10 protein-coding genes and 3 pseudogenes are annotated in these 15,787 nt (G+C 65.5%); 8 read left to right on the top strand and 5 right to left on the bottom strand.

Annotation, left to right across the window (positions count from 1 at the left end):
* Positions 1–391: 391 nt before the first annotated feature.
* Positions 392–669, top strand: a pseudogene (locus tag ADK66_RS32750) (Imm21 family immunity protein).
* A gap of 10 nt (positions 670–679) precedes the next feature.
* Positions 680–1,004, top strand: a pseudogene (locus tag ADK66_RS31580) (transposase); the annotation flags it as partial.
* Positions 1,005–1,062: 58 nt separating this feature from the next.
* On the opposite strand, the gene ADK66_RS22245 reads toward ADK66_RS31580, so the two are convergent.
* Entirely contained in the window at positions 1,063–1,575 is a 513-nt protein-coding gene (locus ADK66_RS22245) for a hypothetical protein (RefSeq protein ID WP_053658409.1), read from the bottom strand.
* A 463-nt stretch (positions 1,576–2,038) separates the two neighbouring features.
* Here ADK66_RS22245 and ADK66_RS22240 point away from each other — a divergent pair, with 463 nt between their 5' ends.
* Positions 2,039–2,839 carry a leucine-rich repeat domain-containing protein gene (locus ADK66_RS22240; RefSeq protein WP_231640133.1) on the top strand — a complete coding sequence of 267 codons (801 nt, stop codon included), beginning with the start codon at positions 2,039–2,041 and terminating at the stop codon, positions 2,837–2,839.
* A gap of 234 nt (positions 2,840–3,073) precedes the next feature.
* Positions 3,074–4,264 carry a hypothetical protein gene (locus ADK66_RS31575; RefSeq protein WP_157552790.1) on the top strand — a complete coding sequence of 397 codons (1,191 nt, stop codon included), beginning with the start codon at positions 3,074–3,076 and terminating at the stop codon, positions 4,262–4,264.
* 365 nt (positions 4,265–4,629) lie between these two features.
* On the opposite strand, the gene ADK66_RS22235 is transcribed toward ADK66_RS31575, so the two are convergent.
* Positions 4,630–7,509: a hypothetical protein gene (locus ADK66_RS22235; protein ID WP_053658405.1), complete on the bottom strand. Its 2,880-nt coding sequence runs from the start codon at positions 7,507–7,509 to the stop codon at positions 4,630–4,632.
* 253 nt (positions 7,510–7,762) lie between these two features.
* On the opposite strand from ADK66_RS22235, the gene ADK66_RS22230 reads away from it, so the two are divergent.
* Positions 7,763–8,734, top strand: coding sequence for a tyrosine-type recombinase/integrase (locus ADK66_RS22230; protein ID WP_369814817.1), 972 nt, complete (start codon positions 7,763–7,765; stop codon positions 8,732–8,734).
* 75 nt (positions 8,735–8,809) lie between these two features.
* On the opposite strand, the gene ADK66_RS22225 is transcribed toward ADK66_RS22230, so the two are convergent.
* Positions 8,810–9,277 carry an SLATT domain-containing protein gene (locus ADK66_RS22225; protein ID WP_053658403.1) on the bottom strand — a complete coding sequence of 156 codons (468 nt, stop codon included), beginning with the start codon at positions 9,275–9,277 and terminating at the stop codon, positions 8,810–8,812.
* A gap of 138 nt (positions 9,278–9,415) precedes the next feature.
* On the opposite strand from ADK66_RS22225, the pseudogene ADK66_RS30885 reads away from it, so the two are divergent.
* A pseudogene (locus ADK66_RS30885) lies at positions 9,416–9,663 on the top strand (IS701 family transposase); the annotation flags it as partial.
* A 101-nt stretch (positions 9,664–9,764) separates the two neighbouring features.
* Here the strand turns inward: ADK66_RS30885 and ADK66_RS31570 are convergent.
* The gene (locus ADK66_RS31570) at positions 9,765–10,649 is read right to left on the bottom strand and encodes a hypothetical protein (RefSeq protein ID WP_157552787.1); all 885 of its coding nucleotides are present in this window, start codon (positions 10,647–10,649) and stop codon (positions 9,765–9,767) included.
* A gap of 293 nt (positions 10,650–10,942) precedes the next feature.
* On the opposite strand from ADK66_RS31570, the gene ADK66_RS31565 reads away from it, so the two are divergent.
* Both ADK66_RS31565 and ADK66_RS31560 read left to right on the top strand, forming a co-directional pair.
* The gene (locus ADK66_RS31565) at positions 10,943–11,113 is read left to right on the top strand and encodes a hypothetical protein (RefSeq protein ID WP_157552784.1); all 171 of its coding nucleotides are present in this window, start codon (positions 10,943–10,945) and stop codon (positions 11,111–11,113) included.
* Positions 11,114–11,291: 178 nt separating this feature from the next.
* Positions 11,292–11,816, top strand: a complete 525-nt coding sequence (locus ADK66_RS31560; protein ID WP_157552781.1) for a hypothetical protein — start codon at positions 11,292–11,294, stop codon at positions 11,814–11,816.
* Here ADK66_RS31560 and ADK66_RS22215 read toward each other — a convergent pair.
* A complete protein-coding gene (locus ADK66_RS22215; RefSeq protein ID WP_053658401.1) occupies positions 11,780–15,415 on the bottom strand; it encodes a hypothetical protein in 3,636 nt (1,211 codons plus the stop codon). The genes ADK66_RS31560 and ADK66_RS22215 overlap by 37 nt on opposite strands.
* Between the last annotated feature and the right edge of the window lie 372 nt (positions 15,416–15,787).

Raw genomic sequence — 15,787 nt, 5'->3', positions numbered from 1 at the left:
CGGTCGTCTACGACCACAGCCCCGGCAGCACCGAGTTCGACGTCGACCGGATCGCCCCGCGCGATCTGACCTCCGGCGCCGTCCAACTGCACCGCACCGCAACGCGCTGAACCGGTACCCGGCGCCGGCCGATCACGCGGCCGGCGCCGGGCCCCGGATCTACTAGCGCAGGAATCACTGCGGGTGGGCGGAGGCCTGCTTCTTTAGCAGCGAACAGATTTCGCAGCAGCTTGCCGGACGCCGGATCGCGTTCCAGGGCGGTGCAGAGGGAGCGTTCTGCTCAATCTGCCGCAGCCCGGCCAGGTGGCAAGGAAGACCTCACCGGCCATGACAACGGTCGCCTTGGCGGGCACTCGTGTATCGCCGTGGCCTGGCAAGATCGCCGCGGTAGGTGGAGCCGTTGCAGTACACGTGGGTTTCGTCGGCTGGCGGACCGCTGCTCGTCGCTCCGCAATCGGCGCTACCGCTGTGGACCGGTGCGGATAGCACGGATGGTTCGGTGGAGAGCTGGGGGACTACGGCCGAGCGTGCGCGGTCGACGGTTACGTCGGCGTGGTCGCGATAGGTCAGCGGCAGGCGTTCGTGCTGGGCGACGAGCCGGCGATGACGACGTACCTATCCCCGGAACGGCTGTTCCTGCGGTGGGCAGGCGGCGTACGAGGAAGATGACCTTGTGGGCCCGCAACTCCTGGCACTGCTCGACGCGATCCGCGTCAACGAACCGGGCCCTGGACGGCCCCGCAAGCGGCCCGACGTTCTGATCGCCGACAAGGGCTACGCCCACGACTCCACCCGACGAAACCGGCGTACTCGCGGGATCCGGCACGTCATCCCGGAACGATCCGACCAGGTCGCACGCCGGGCCGCCAAGGGCAGCACCGGCGGCCGACCACCAGCCTTCGACAAGGTGATCTACAAGAAGCGCAACGTGGTGGAACGCTGCTTCAACCGGCTCAAGCAGGCGTGACCTTGCCACCCGATACGCCAAACGCGCATCCCTCTAACGGGCCAGCCTCGGCCTGATCGCCGCGATCATCTTGCTTGCATGATTGAGGCTGGTTCCTAGTTGCCGAACCACTTGGTGAAGTTGTGGATGAATGTCTCGGTCGTGTCTCCCGCGAACACCGGGCGAACCGCGCCGAACTTCGCCAGCATGGCGCGAGCCCCGGGCAGGTCCCCCGACACCGCCAGGCAGATGGCCAGGGTTCCGTACTCGACCTGCGATTTCGGCCGTCCGAGCAGGGTTTCGATCACTTTCGGCAACGTCTGGTTGCCGCCTAAGAACGGCTCACCATAGGCCGTCAGGTCGGCGACCACCTGGCCAACAGCTTCGTCCAACTGTTCCGGCGATGCGACCCACCAGCGAAACGGCGTGACCTTGGACGGCTCCGCGTCGTGGACCAGATTGGTCATGCTTGCACCGACCTGGCACACGGTGTCCGTGCGGCCGAAGAGTTGCCTCTGCAACTCGGCGGCGGCATGTTCGACGCCGAGGCTGGAGCTGAGCGAGACACCGTCACGTCCGGCGAGGTTGACGCCGAAGTGGAAGACGACTCCGTCGAGAGGTTCGCGCACAAAGGCACAACCTCGTCGTCGGGCACGACACGATGCCGCCGCCATCCACCGGGTACCAACTGCTCGGTCAATCGATCAGCCAGCCGCATCGGGATCTGGGCAACTTGTTCCGGTCCTGACGTCACCGGGGGATCGTGACGCGCGAGGTAGCGGCTCCTGCAGCGGCACAGGCAGTTCGACGCCCGACGCGGAGATGCCACGGGCGCGAATCTGGGGCTGTGCATTCACATGATCGGCAGGACAGGACCTAGTCGGCTTGGTCGCGAGAGTGGCCGCGCTTCGGCTGACCTGCAGACATGGCAGAACCGTATAGCCGAGGTAGCGACTTGCGGCTTCCGACCAGGTGCACGCTTCTGCCGCGAGCCGCGCGTATCGCGAGGTGACGAGGAACCGTTGGGCTGCCGCTCAAAACTGCCGATGACAGCTGCGGGAGCGGTCGATGGGTGCCGGTAGGGTCCTCGGCGTGGACGCGAACGAGATCACGCCGCATCTGTTTCCCAATCGCTTTGCGGATGCGGTCGGACCCGGTGCAGGCGGTCCGGCCCGCGACCACTGCCGCTGCGTTGGCCACTCGGTCGCGACCCGACCGAACAACGTCGTCTTCCACGCCGACCGTCAGGACACCGAGGCGGCGGGTTGGCGGCATCTGCTGGCGTTGATCGATGAGGCCGCAGCGGATGGGCGGACGGTGTTCAAGCCGTTCGTGGAGCTGAGTGCTCCTGAGCGGCGGCAGATCGTCACGCTCCCGGCGACGATCGCGAAGCTGACCGCCGTCAAACGTCTGGTGCTCTACGGCACGAATCTGGTTCGTATCCCGCCCGAGATCGGGTTAATGAGCAGCCTTGAGGTCTTCGATCCGTACACCTCCCACCGGCTGCACTGGTACCCGTACGAGCTGACCAGATGCACGAAGCTCACCGACAGCACGGTGAGCACGCGCGTCCTCTATGGCAACTTCAAGTTCCGCCCGCCGTTTCCGCGGCTGCGGGCGGTGACCCGAGCGGTAGAGACGGACTTCGCCGCGCTCGACCCAGACGTGTGGGGCTGCGACGCGGTGCGAACCTGCAGCGTCTGCGATGGGCCGGTTGACGGTGAGCTTCGCCAAGTCTGGATCTCTAGCCTGGTCGCCACCGACGTGCTGCCGTTGCTGGTAAACGCATGCTCCGCGGCCTGCGTGGCGGCACTGCCGCAGCCGTACCCCGGCTACCTCCCGACGCCGCACACCGGCGGCCCGGACATCGTCCAGCCGGCCGCCAGGCGATGAGGCGGCTACCACGAGACCACCCCCAACTACCGATGTGAGTGCGCTTGATCATGCCGCCGAGCAAACGTGAGGGCCGGGTCGAATATGCCGGTCGTGCGCAGAGAAATGTTGATTCCTTGTCTTAGTATTCCGTGAGGCCAACCTGCCGGCAGCGACCCGTGGAGCTCGAAGATCGTAGGACGCTTGCTCAACCCATTATTCTGATGGTAGCTGTACGCCACGTTGGGAGCGCTCATGTCGTTCGACGTCGTTGCGATAGAAACGATCAAGGATTGCCTAGGCGTTGATAGGACGGAGGAGACCGTCCAGGCTCTGCTCTCAGCCTCACCGGCTCGCATCGAGGCAATTAGAGATGCAATCAGCGGGTATCGGGACATGCCCGTTCCGGCTCGCCCGGAAGGCGAACTTCGGCCGTTCGTAGGCGAGGAAGCCCTATGGCCATGGGGGCCAGCGCACGCGCCCGACGACCTGAATGAGGTGCACCTAGCGGCCGAAAAGTCAATCGGCAGCCTACAGCACGAGCTGATTTACGCACATTCGATTGCAACCGCCGACCCCGTGACGACTTATCTGCGGATAGATTCGCCGGCGAGTCGATTTCGCACAGACTTAATTGCTTATGCGACCATAATGAGCTTTGTTTATCCGTTGATTGAGGCGGGATGCATCCACTTTTACAGGCCGGAATGGGACTATGATGAATGCCCAAAGGCTCCGCCAGCATTCAACTTCGAGGAGCTTGACCTTCAGGGTCGCGAGTGGTTGGCGCACTACGGGCCTACTTTTGTGGCAGCGCAGGGCCGAGTGTCTTATCTTGTGCATGAACTCTGGCGGGCCAGGAGGCTATATGGGCATGTCGACGTCCGCCTACTGGAGGCGCGGGATCGGGAGCTAATCGAATGGATTTATGGATCTTGCCGAGGTGGCGCGGTGCCAGCTCATCGCTTGATTCCGCCTGATCTAGTGGCTGATGATGAGATCTTCGTAGGTCAGAGTATTGCGGACCTGCAGATACCTGGGTTTGCCACCCTCGCCACGACAGACATTGTAAGCATTCGCAGTGGTGACGAGTTCGAGAGATGGCGGCATGCGCTGAGGGCCGGAGTAGCGAATTCGGCTAGCATTCCCTCCTTGTTGAATCCCATGCAAGGCGCGATTCGCCAAGTCAAACGTGAGGTCAATCATGAAGCGGCGCTTTTGCGGCGCTCCTTCGGCCGTAGTGCGTTCCTTTCAGAGCGGGCCAGCGGCGTTCGGGAGATGGTCGTCCAAACTGTTATGGGGGCGGCAACTGGATCGACGATATCGGCGCTTGCCATTAGCGCCCTAAACGGCATTGGTAAGGTTGCAGCATCGGCGGCGGGTAACCGAAACAGCAACTCGCAAGATGCCTTTATGCGTCACGTGCAGGCACTGAACGAGGGATAAAGGTGAGATGCGCACACCCCGGTGGGCCCGCCTCACCAATTGCTGGAGAATCCCCTCGAAGTCCGACTCAATTTAACTGTTCTGCCGCGATTCGCGCTGACCTGTGGCGGATCGCGTCAGGCTCACGGCGACGCGGCTACCGGCGGCCGACCGCCTCGATCCGCCGCAGAGGTGGCCATGCGTCAGCGATCAAGGCTCTGGCCCGCCAGCATCAAGACGCTATCTGGGCGCTCGGCCAGACCGTCAGCGGTCAGAACCCACCCACCCCGCTACGAAACCGAGCGTTTTAGATAGTTTCGAGAGGTGACCGGCGGCGGGCCGGCGCGAGGTAGGTCCGGCACCAACCGTCAGCTTCGCCCGTGGCGTCAGGCCCTGGGGCGACCAGCTTGGGTTCTTGCGGTTCGGGCAATCAGCCTTCGGTGGTCGGCCTGGAGCAGGTGCCGGACCTCGTCGTGCTCGGGGCTGTCGTTCAGGGAGCTGGCTAGCGCATATCTGACGGCCGGCTCTGGGTCCTTCGCCAGCTTGACGCCTAGGTCGGGCCACTGGCTGGGTCCGCGCACCCACACACGCGCGGCGAAAGCCCGGGGCGCCTTATTGGGATGCGCGGCGAAGACCGGGAGGTCGATCTGGAGGGACTCCACTGGGAGAGCGATCAGTGCGTGCGCGATGTGGAGCCAGTCGGTGTCCCGCGCCCCATACATCAAGGAGATCGCCAGCTCCTGCACCTGCGTGAACTGCTCCTGTGTGGTCGCGAGGGCGGCCGCGACGCGCAAGGCGAGAGCCGCCAGCGGCGGCGTGCCACCGGTGACCTTGAAGCGGGCGAACGGGCCGTTGTCGATCCCGAACGCGACCAAGCTCTCCGTCGGCTCCCGGACGAAGCTCATCAGCGCGTCGAACGTCGCGGACCGCGTCACCGCCGGCAACGTGGGCGCGAGGTACAGAATCGCTCCGAGGGCATCGGAACGATTTTCGGCGGCGTCGCGCACCTCGGCCACCCTGTCCAGCATTGCATCGGTGAAGGTAGTCCGGTCCGTGTCGTCAAGAGTCCGCACCAACAGGGCGGTTTCTTTCAGTGCTGTGCCGAAGGTGGTAACGCTAGGGTTGAACACGAAGGGCTGCGAGTCGCGCTCGAAGCTAGAGCGAGCAACCGCCAATACCGGCTCGACGTCGCTACCGGCGAGCACGAGCGTGAGAGCGGCATACCGATTCCCCTCTGAGGCCGCTGACGCCAGGCGCTGCGAAACGCGTGGTGGGTTCGAACGGAAGAGAAGCTCTCCTTTGTCGGACGCGTAGTCGGCAATATGATTGTTCAGCAGCACGGCATCGCACAGAGCGTCGATCACCCGGGCGCTCAGCGAAGGGTGGCTTTCGGCAATGGCAACCGCTGCCGTGATGTATTCCTCATAGAACGCGAAGAACGAGTCGGGCGTCGACTCGATTAGGTGGTCCTGCGTCAGGTTCAGGAATCCTTCTGCCTCTTCCAGCGATGCGGCGCCGCAGGTTCCGGCGAACGCTCCAAAGGCGGGCCCCCACGTGTTATTGGGTGAGCGTGAGAACTCCTTCGTGGTGAGCTCGCGATACGACGCGCTTGCCCACTCCCGGGCCGTCTCCTCCGGGATGAGCTCGGCGGCCACCGACGCGAAGCGGAAGGACGCCGCGCGTTCCCAGGCCGGCTGATCGTCCAACGGTGGATGGAAGTCGAGCGGCTCGTCGGGCAACCGGCCGACCAGGGCCTTCAACTTCCGCCAGTAGCTGCCGTAAACGTAGTGCCTGATCGCCCCGGTCCACTGTCCGGTTTCCGTGTACAGGTCACCGAACCGCTGGTGTGCCAGGAACTCTTCCTGCCAGTCGGCGCCCAGTACCGCATAGGAGAGGTGCTGGTGCAGGTTGTGCCGGGCGTCGGGCCACCGCTTGTCGAGGATGTTGGACGTCGCCCGTGAAGCGTACGGCTGTGGCTCCGGCAGCACTGAGCCGCTGCCGCCGACCTTGAGCGCCTGTGCGACCAGGTGAGTGTCCGCCGCCTTCAGTTGCGGGCCGAAGTTCTGCCTCGCTACCCAGACCGAGGCGTAGAGCCATGACGCGGCGGAGTCGTTGAGTCCGGCCCGGACCGCCACGTCGATGGCGTCTTGCCATCGCCGGAGCGCTTCGCCCGTCCGCCCCTTGATCGCCAGATGCCGCGCATGACGAGCGGCGATCCATGCGACGGCGTTCGGCGGATAGTGCCCTTTAGCGCCGTCAAGCTGACTCCAGTCGTCGGCCACTTCGGCGAGGCACATCAGAATGCGCGCACGGATCGTCAGGTGATCATCGTCGAGAGGGGTAGTCAGAGCAGCATCGCGCAGGCGGTCCATCCGCGTGGTCAAGAGATCGGCGCGGCGCCAGACGATGCATTGCTCCGCGAGCATCAATGCGCATTCGGTATATTTCATGTCAGTGCTCTTGAGCGCATCAAAAGCGGAAGCGACGTCATCCATGTCTACGGAATGCTCATAACCGAATGCGGCGACGTAGGAAAGCGCGCTGATTGACCGGAGGGTCGACTCGGACAGGTGTTGGCGATTGCTGTCCAGTTTGCGTATGTGCTCGGCCACGGCGAACGAGTTTCCGTAGGTGTGGAGAACCCATCCCAGGTTGAGGCGCAGGGCGGCAGCAGATTCGAAGTCGCCGCCGGATTCGAGCGCCTCGCACTGGCGGGTCCGGAGCAGGATCGCATGCCGGGCGAACGGCGAGGCCTCGAGTTTCGACGCCACCTCGGCGAACAGCGACGCCGCCTCCAGAGGCGACTCCGCCACCCGATCTTCTGCCTGCTGAAGCCGCTCCGCCTCGCCCAGATGGGCGATCGGACCGCGAAGCACCGCGTCTGACGTGACTGGCGGAACACCGTTAATGCGCCGCGCGATCGCCGCGAGGTCCGCGTCGCGCACCAAGCGGTCACCTTGGCGTTTCTGCTGCTCTTTCCACTCCAACAGTTCCTCGATCGTGTAGGCCGAATCATGCTGGTCGACCGGAGGGTGATGCAGGCCGCAGAGGAGAAGCAAATTCTCGAAGCCATTGATGGCGTCCGTATACGCCGGGTCGTGGCGCGGCCCTTCGGGCGACTCGGACCGGATGTGCGCGATCTGCGCCGTCGGGGTCAGCAGGCCTCGGTCCTCGAAGATGATCGGGCTCGCGCACCCTGGGTACGCGCAGTGAGCCGCCGTGCCAAAGAGGAGCTTTAGCGTTCGATCCGTGTAGCTGCGTGGCACTCGGTGATCTTAGCGTGTACCCGCAACCAATCACGCGGGTGGAGCGGAGCGACCCTCGGCGGGAGCTGCGGTCCGTCCTCCGGCGGACGTGCGGCATGACCGTGCTGTTGATCCAGAAGGGGCGAAGCAAGGAACTTAGCCCACTTAACTTGACCAACGAGCCTGAGACCGCGCCTCACTCATCAATGCCGTTGACCTCGAAGACCTAGCGCCGACGACTGAAGGCATCGAGCGCCGTCTTCGTCATACTCTCATGCCGCTCCGGGAGAGCTGGCGTTCATCGTTGGTGATGACGCACGGTGATGTATGGCTACCTCTCCTGCTTCGGCTTCCAGTGTCGTACCTGCCGATCAACTTGTCGTGCGCGCCGCGGTGTCCGCCTTCTTGGGCCGCTACCGTGGGCAGACTCGCGTGCATACCGAGGTCCGACCTGCGGGTCTTCCTTCGTTGGCGCAGCGACCACGGCCTTGACCCGCTCTCCGCAGCTCGGGTGGATATCGAGCGGTACGTGCGCTGGCTGCAAGACGTTCGCCGGTACCAGCCCTCGACGGTGTCCCGTCGGCTGTCGGTCGTGGTCGGGTTCTATCGAGTCTGTGTAATCGACGCGATGCTGGAGCATTCGCCAGCCGATTACGTCCGCCGGCCCACACTGCCGGCCGAGTCACCGACACTCGGACTGGGCCATCTGCAGTTCGAGGCCCTTATCACCGCCGCCCGGCTGTCGGCCAACCCGAATGACTTCGCCCTGGTCGCCCTCTTGGGCCTGCTCGGCTTACGAATCTTCGAAGCCTGCGGGTCGAACATCGCCGACCGGGGAGAGGAACACGGCCACCGGGTCCTACGGGTGCGCGGCAAGGGCGGCAAGGTCGTGCTCGTCCCGCTGCCACCCGCGGTCGCCCGAGCCATCGACCGGGCCGTCGATGAGCGCACCGCCGGGCCGCTCCTGCGTAACATCCATGGTGGGCGGATGGACCGACACGTCGCCACTCGTCGGCTCAAGCACCTGGCCCACATCGCGGGGATCCGGATGCCGAGGATGCACCCTCACATGCTGCGCCACACGTTCGTGACCACCATGCTCGACGCTGGCGTCAGCCTGCGCGACGTGCAGATCGCCGCTCGTCACGCCGACCCGCGTACCACCACGCGCTACGACCGAGCCCGCAAGAACCTCGACCGGCACCCCAACTACATCCTCGCCGCCTACATGGCCTCCGGGACGTAGCCAGCGCTCGCGGCTTCGCCGATGAGAGCGCGCATCCGAGTACGGGCCGGGCCGCCAAGAACCGTGAAGGCCAACCTATCCATCCCGCAGTCCAGGGGTCGGGGCGGCCGCGTCCGAGGCTCGGAACTCTCGCCACTGTTTGCTGACGGCCCGCCAGATGCGCTGCTGGTCGGCAAAGAAAATTCGCAACTGCTCTTGGTCTTGGTCACCCGCGCTGGTAGTGACAAGGTAGTAGTCGATCTCATCACGGAGGCGGTTGAGCTCGTACCGTGTCTCTTCCATCGAGACCCATCGGCTCCGCCAGCTCATGTAGGGCTCGATCCCGGCCAGTACAGTGACTGCGGCCACCATCGGCAACGCTAGCGCTCGGCCGTGCCCGCCCAGATTCACGCCAAGCGCCACCGTGGACAACGCTGCGAGAACGAGAGACGCCACCTTGGTGGATACCGCGCGCCGACGATAGCGCTTCTTGCGCAGGTCGGCCCACTCCAAGTCGACGTCGATGACCTCCCGAAAGCCGACGATCGCTTGCCGGGGCGTCACTCCGGTCTAGCGCTGGGAGAGAATGAAGAAGCCTTGCTCCGACGGGTGCGACTGAGCTGGGGTCCGCATGCCCGACAGTGTCCTCCGCCGAGCACAAAGTTTGCAGCCTGCTGGTCACCCCGACCGGTGCCACTGCATACCCTCGTCCGTGTCTCCGGTTCCCGCTGGAGCATCGAGGAATTGTTCCAGACCGGCAAAGGCCAGACCGGCCTCGATCACTACCAGGTCCGCGGCTGGACCGGCTGGACCGCCACGTCACCTTGGCCATGCTCGCCCTGGTCGTCCTGACAATCCTCGCCGCGCAGCAGCCCGACGCCGACCCGGAGATCATCGCGCTGACCGTCGCCGAGATCCGCCGGCTCCTCAACGCCTTCGTCTCGCCGTAACGCTTCCACCAGGGCGCACCCTGCGCTGGTCGATCTGGGGACGAACAGCCCGAGCCCGAGCCCGCGCACCAAATGCGTTGTCATGCTGATAGGGACCCTGCCTAGCCAGGTGATAAGGCCCGCCAATCGAGAAAGACAAGCTGCCGATGGTTCTCGTTATCCCCGACGCCATCCGCAGTGACCTGGTCACCCGAACGGTTCATCTGAAATTCCACCCTGAACCCTCCTTCCCCATCCGCCACCAGAGTGGTCATTTCGCCTGTTGGCAAATCAGCGTTGTCAGAAGTAAAGCTGGACCGCATCAGCAGGTCGGCAACTAGCGAATACGGATACGTTCGACCGGAGGGACCTAGCAAACGGGTTGGCACTCTGATCAATTGCGGCCAGTCGGGCCGTCCGCATCGTTGCAACTCGGGCCAGAGGTCACGCCAGCGGATGATGTCTGGCGGAGCGGCGCGTGGACCCCACGTGACACCGTTCCTCGGCTGGCTCAGGTCAAAGCGCACCAAGCGAGCCTTGTTGCCGCGCCACGGGCCGCCGTGCGCCTTCAGATCCGCCTCCAGCACCCTGGCAACTTGGGCGGAGGTCAACACCACCATCCAATCGGCGAACCACCACCCAGCACCGCTACGCGCGAAAGCCAATTCGGCAACAGAACGTCCGTCAGCGATTGCAGCCTCAGTCAGTGAGCCGGTCCAGTCGGGCCAGGGAAAGGCGTAGAACGGTTGGCGACCAAGGGGACGCTGGCGGTATTCCCACAGTTGCCCTAGATCGACCAATACGTCCTGCAGTGCCCGTCCAGCAACGGTCAAGGTCTTCAGCTCAAGTTGCACCGCCTTGCCTGCAGTTTTCGGCAACCATCGCACGTCGACATCTTCACCGTTGGCCGGCCACCACAAAGCAGCCTTCGATCGATATCGGTAGGTGAGATACTGGCTCGACCAATGTTCGAGAGTCTTCTCCGGCACCGAAACCAACTTGGACATGCAGCGATCATAGGCGGCTTCGAATCTAGGTGCGCTCCTCCTGCACCGGCCGCCGCGCGGGTCCGAGGTGCTCATCTGCCGCCGACCGCGCGCGGCGGCCGCGGCGGGCACCGGATCGCCGACGTAGGCGCCCTGGTGATCTCGGCGTCCATCCCGGTCGTCGCCATGATCGCGCCCGGTCTGCCGGCGATTACCACGATCCTTGGCAGCATGCTCGTGGTCATCGCCGGTGTCCGTGCCATCTACCACTGGTCAGAGAACTACCTCCGCTTCAGCCGTGCGCACGCGAGGAGGTGGAGGGGCAGCGCCGGCTGTTCCCCGTGTTGGCGGCGCCGTACGACGATCCGGCCACCCGCGACGAGGAATTGGTTAAGGCGATCACCCGGATCGAGCAGGCCGAGATGGGCCAGTGGACGCAGGTCGCGGTGGGTCAGACCGTGCCGAGGCAGAACCAGGCGGAGTAGCCAACGGGAGGCTGGCTATGAGGTGTCGTGTCCTTCGGCTGTTTGTTTTACAGAGAGACATGCCCGGCTGAGTGCGCTTGACAGCTTGGTTGCTGAGCAGTGCCGGACGGCGATCTGGCGGCTACGTTTCACCGAGACGGCGCTGAGGTTCGTGTCGATACCATGTGTTAATGAGTTCATGCACGGCCCCGGTGCGGGGCCATCGGACTGCCAGCGCCCGTGCGGAGTCGACGCCGACGACGCAGGCCACCACAGCCTCCTGATCCGCCGCAACAGCACCACCGGTGAGTTGGCCTTCTACCGCTGCTGGACGCCACGCCCGGCTACTCTGGCCCACCTCGTGCGGGTCGCGGGCATCCGCTGGACGGTCGAGGGAGGCTTCCAGGCCGCCAAGGGGCAGGTCGGCCTCGACCAGCACCAGATTCGCCGCTGGGACTCCTGGCACCGTTTCACCACGCTCGCCCTGGCAGCCCTCGCGATCCTGGCGATCTGCGCCGCCGACGCCGCCGCCGAAGAACCCACCGACACCGCAATGATCAAACTGACCGTCAACGAGATCCGCCGCCTGATCAACATCCTCGTCTTCAGGCCGATCCACGATCTCGCCCACCGTCTGCGCTGGTCAGAATGGCGCCGCCGCCATCAAGCCCGAGCCCGACACTCCCACTACACCCGACGTCTCAACCTCGAACTCCAACCATGATCCCGAACGGCGGCTGGAGTACTGAGGTCGTTCAGCAGTGTCGTCAGGGTGGTGAAGCGGTAGCCGGAGCCGACAAAGGAGGCCGGTACCGGGCGGCGGGTGACGAACATGGCTTTGACCTCATACGAGGAGTCGGGTTCGGCGGGCGGTAGGCCCAGGGCCACGGCCACCTGCGCTGCATGCGGTTGCAGGTCGGCGAGTTTACGGTCGAGCTGCGCGGCGTAGGCCGGGCTTTTGCGGTGGCCGGTGTAGAAGGTGTCGAGGTGCCTGCGCACCTCCGGGGTGGCGACGGTGTCGGCAGGGTCCTTGGCTTCGAGCAGCCACAGGGTGTACGAGCCGGGCCTGCCTGCCACCGCGTCGATCTCGGTGCTGAGTTCCGGGACGCCGAGTCGCTGCGGGTCGCTGGGCTTGATGCGTTCCCTCACGATGTAACCGGCGTCGGTAAGTAGGGCGGCGACATTGTGTTCGAGTTGGCGGTTACGCCGGTCGCGGTACTTGTCCAGAGCCTTATCGACGGGCGGTCGCGGTGGTGGCTGGGTCCACGGCAGCAATCCCTGCGAGAGGTAGTTGCCGTAGACGGTGAACACGGCGTAACACAGGTGCGGAGAGATCGCCAGGACCCCGTCGGAGCCGGCTACGAGCGGCTGGGTGAGCAGGCGGTGCTGACGGTTGCGGGCGTGCCACGGTTTCCAGTCGGTGGCGTTCATGGTGGTGGTGCTGCTGGTGAGCAGGTCGACGGCGGCGCGGACGCGGTCCGGTCCGTCGGGCTGCTCGCCGAGCACGGTGGTGTCCAGCACGTGCTGGATCACGCTGCCGGTATCGGCGCGGGCGATGTGGTCGCCTTCGGTGGTCACCGGCCATCGGGTCAGCGCCAGCAGGGTAGTGAGCAGGTCGGTGCCGCTGGTGCCGTAGGCGCGCAGCATGGCGTCGTCGATGGTGGTCAGTACGGCGGCTTCCGCAGCGGCGGTGTCGTCATCGGCGTCGCGCTTAGCGGGCCCGAGAAGATCGGTCAGGCGGGCGTGCCGGTAGGCGTCGGCGTCAAAGCGGTAGGTCGAGCTGGCACCAGCACCGGTGGCGGCGGAGTCCATCGCGGTCCGAATCGCGAACGATTCGCTGATTGTCAGCGCGGTGGGGTTGAGCTGGTGGTGCACGAGTTCGCTGCGGTTGGTCGCTTGCAGGTAGGCGTGTGCGGCCGCGATGATCTCCATGTAGGCCAGCTTGTCCACCGGCGCTGATCCGCTCGGCTGGGTACGGAGGGCTGCCTCAACGACGGTTTCGCTGCAGCGGCGCAGCGTAAGATGGGTCCGGTCGATGTCTTCGGCGTGGGCGATGGGGTCCCAGGTCAGCGTCATGCGCCGGGCCCGCTGGATGTCCGCAGCTCTGCGGCGTTTGTCCGCGACGGCCCGGTCGAGCTGCCGCATACCCACCGCCACGACCTCATTGACGTCGTAGCGGGCCAGCAGGCGCGTGAGCGCTGTGAGCGCGGCCGGGGCCAGGACGTCACGGTCGAGTTTTTTGGCTTCGGCCCCGTGGTAGGTGCCGGGTTGAACGCCGGCCGCGCGTACCGCTGCGGCAACCACCCGGTCCGCGGCGGAAACCAACGCCTCATCGATCGGCCAGGGCGAAGCAAGCAGCTGCGCCGCAGCGCTCGTGTCTTCGTTGATGTCCACCTGGATGGTGGGGGCGATGGCCTGCCACGCCCGGGCAACAGCGTCACCCACGCTGAGGCTGAGCCCGGCGCCGATCATGACCTGACGCATCGCCGCCGCCATCATGTCACGGCCTGCGCCGCTGTCGGCGGCAGCGAGGTCGCCGAACGTCGCCCAGTCAACCACCAGCCGTGCGGTAACCACATCGGGCGCTGCACCATCGCCACGTCCGACTGAGGCGACCGCCAGGGGGTCCCCGGCGGGCTCGCCGGCCTCCGTCGGCTCAAGATCAATGACGTATCCGGTGACACCGGACCCGGCGTGTGCCTGCGCCCAGGTATCGGCGATGTGACCAATCGCGAACGCGAACGCTCCGGCGAGATCGTGCAGCAAATCGCGGGCGTTACCCGTCCAGTCCGGCTGCAGGCAGCGCAACGCCATCGGAACCGGGCCGGTATGCAGAGTCCACCCGACCGGTTCCAGAAAACGCTCGTCGGTGACCGGCCCCCACGCCTGATGGCAGAGGGCAGCCGTCGACCAGCCGTAAACCTGAAACGGGCCATCACCAGAGCCCGCAACACTTGCCCAGTCCCGCACCGGGGGCAGGTCGAGCACCGTCAGGGTCTGTTCGAGCGCCGCCCGGCCAGCGCTGCGCGACCATTCCTCGTCCGCTTGGTGCGGCGCCACGGAGATCAGCGTGGGCGCGACAGCGCCGGGATGCAGGGATTTACCGTTCGCCTGCCATGACTGCCAGATGTTGACGGCCTCGAACACGTGCAGCTGCGGACGCCGTGGGCTGGCCATTTCCCGGCAGAACAGAAACAAGTCCGTATCGTTGTCCATCGTTGACGCGGCCCAGAGCAGATCATCGAGCGACATGCTCGCCGCCTCTGGCAGCTGCCGCACGGCGATGTGCCCGGGCGAGGCGAAGACCAATAGCGGCACGATCTCCAAGCCGGCCTCCAGTCGGGCAGTACCGACGGCGAGCTCGATGCTGACCAGCCGGTCTGGGTAGCGTCGCGCGGTCCTGGCGGCGCGTACCGCTGCAGGCTCGCCCGGCACCCGCGGGGAGCGTCCGCTCAACGAGGTGAACAGCTGAACCGCGATCGCGCGGTTGTCACCGCAGCGTGCGATCCACTGCACCGCGTCTTTCGGGGACACGCACGGGCCGTCAGACAGATCCGGAGCCCCGTAAACGGCGTCGGAGAACGGGTGCAACGCGCGGCGCACCTGGTCAGCGGCCACCTGGGCAAACCGCATGTTGGCGTCGATGTCGTCGTGTGCGTAGGTACTGAGCTCGACCACCCCATAACCGGTGGCCTCGGGCAGCCAGGCTGGCGGAAGCCAGAAGGTGCGAGCCGGTGCCCCGCCCGTCTGCGGCAAATCGACGGCGAGGTGGCGGCCGAAGATGCTTTGCCGGTCGTTGAGGTCGAACGGCAGCACGCGGGGCGAGGCGGCTGTCGCCCACGAGGCAGCTGCCCGCATCTCAGGTGTCAGCCGCAACCGCGGCGGAATCGGCGTGTCCATCAACGTGGCGGCCGCCTCCAGCTCAACGGCTGTCACCCGTTCGGCGAGGTCGTCGCCCGCAGGCCACGATGGCGCCAGCATACCGATCACGTGATCGGTGTAGCGCAACGCCAACTCGACGTAGTGGTTCACGCCGAAACCCAAGCGGCGAATCAGTACCCGGTCGACCGCCTCGGCGACCAGCGCCCACCGTGCGATATCCGCGACTGGGCGCTCCACCGAGCCGGGGAACAGGCGCACCAGCGTATGACCGGCACGAGCGAGCACCACCTCACGCGGATCCTGGGGAAGGAAATCCTCCTGACCGCGGACCATCGGCTCGTCTCGGAGACAATCGCGCAGCAATGCGGGCAGCTCGTGCTCACTGACCGGGCGGCCTCCGGTACGGGCGCTGCGCAAGGTCATGTTCAGCAGCAGCGCCACCGACGGCCACCGGTGACGCACTGCCGGACTGGCCCCCGCCGCAGTTAGCAGACTGAGGAGACTGGCCTGGTCGCGCGCCGCTAACCGCCGACGCAGATCCAACGGTGGGCGCGCGCCCTTCTTGCCCTTGCCCACGGTTGCCCCCTGTCCTGCACCGGAAAACCGCCGACCGTCTCCGGGGCGGAAGGATAGCCCTCGCCTCCGCCGAACACACGTCTTTTCACGCGTTCAGGAACACCGGCAATACGGAGCCAGTCGAGCGGCGCGACTACGGACACGGTCGGGGACGGGCCGACATGGGAACCAGACCTAGATTGCGGCGACACCGAACGCCAACGCCATCACCCCGACCCCGCGGACCATGGAAGACCG

It is taken from the genome of Micromonospora sp. NRRL B-16802 (assembly GCF_001279555.1).
Taxonomy (GTDB): Bacteria; Actinomycetota; Actinomycetes; order Mycobacteriales; family Micromonosporaceae; genus Micromonospora; species Micromonospora profundi.
Note: the sequence above shows the minus strand (reverse complement) of the source record. Positions and strands in the feature narration are given on the sequence as shown.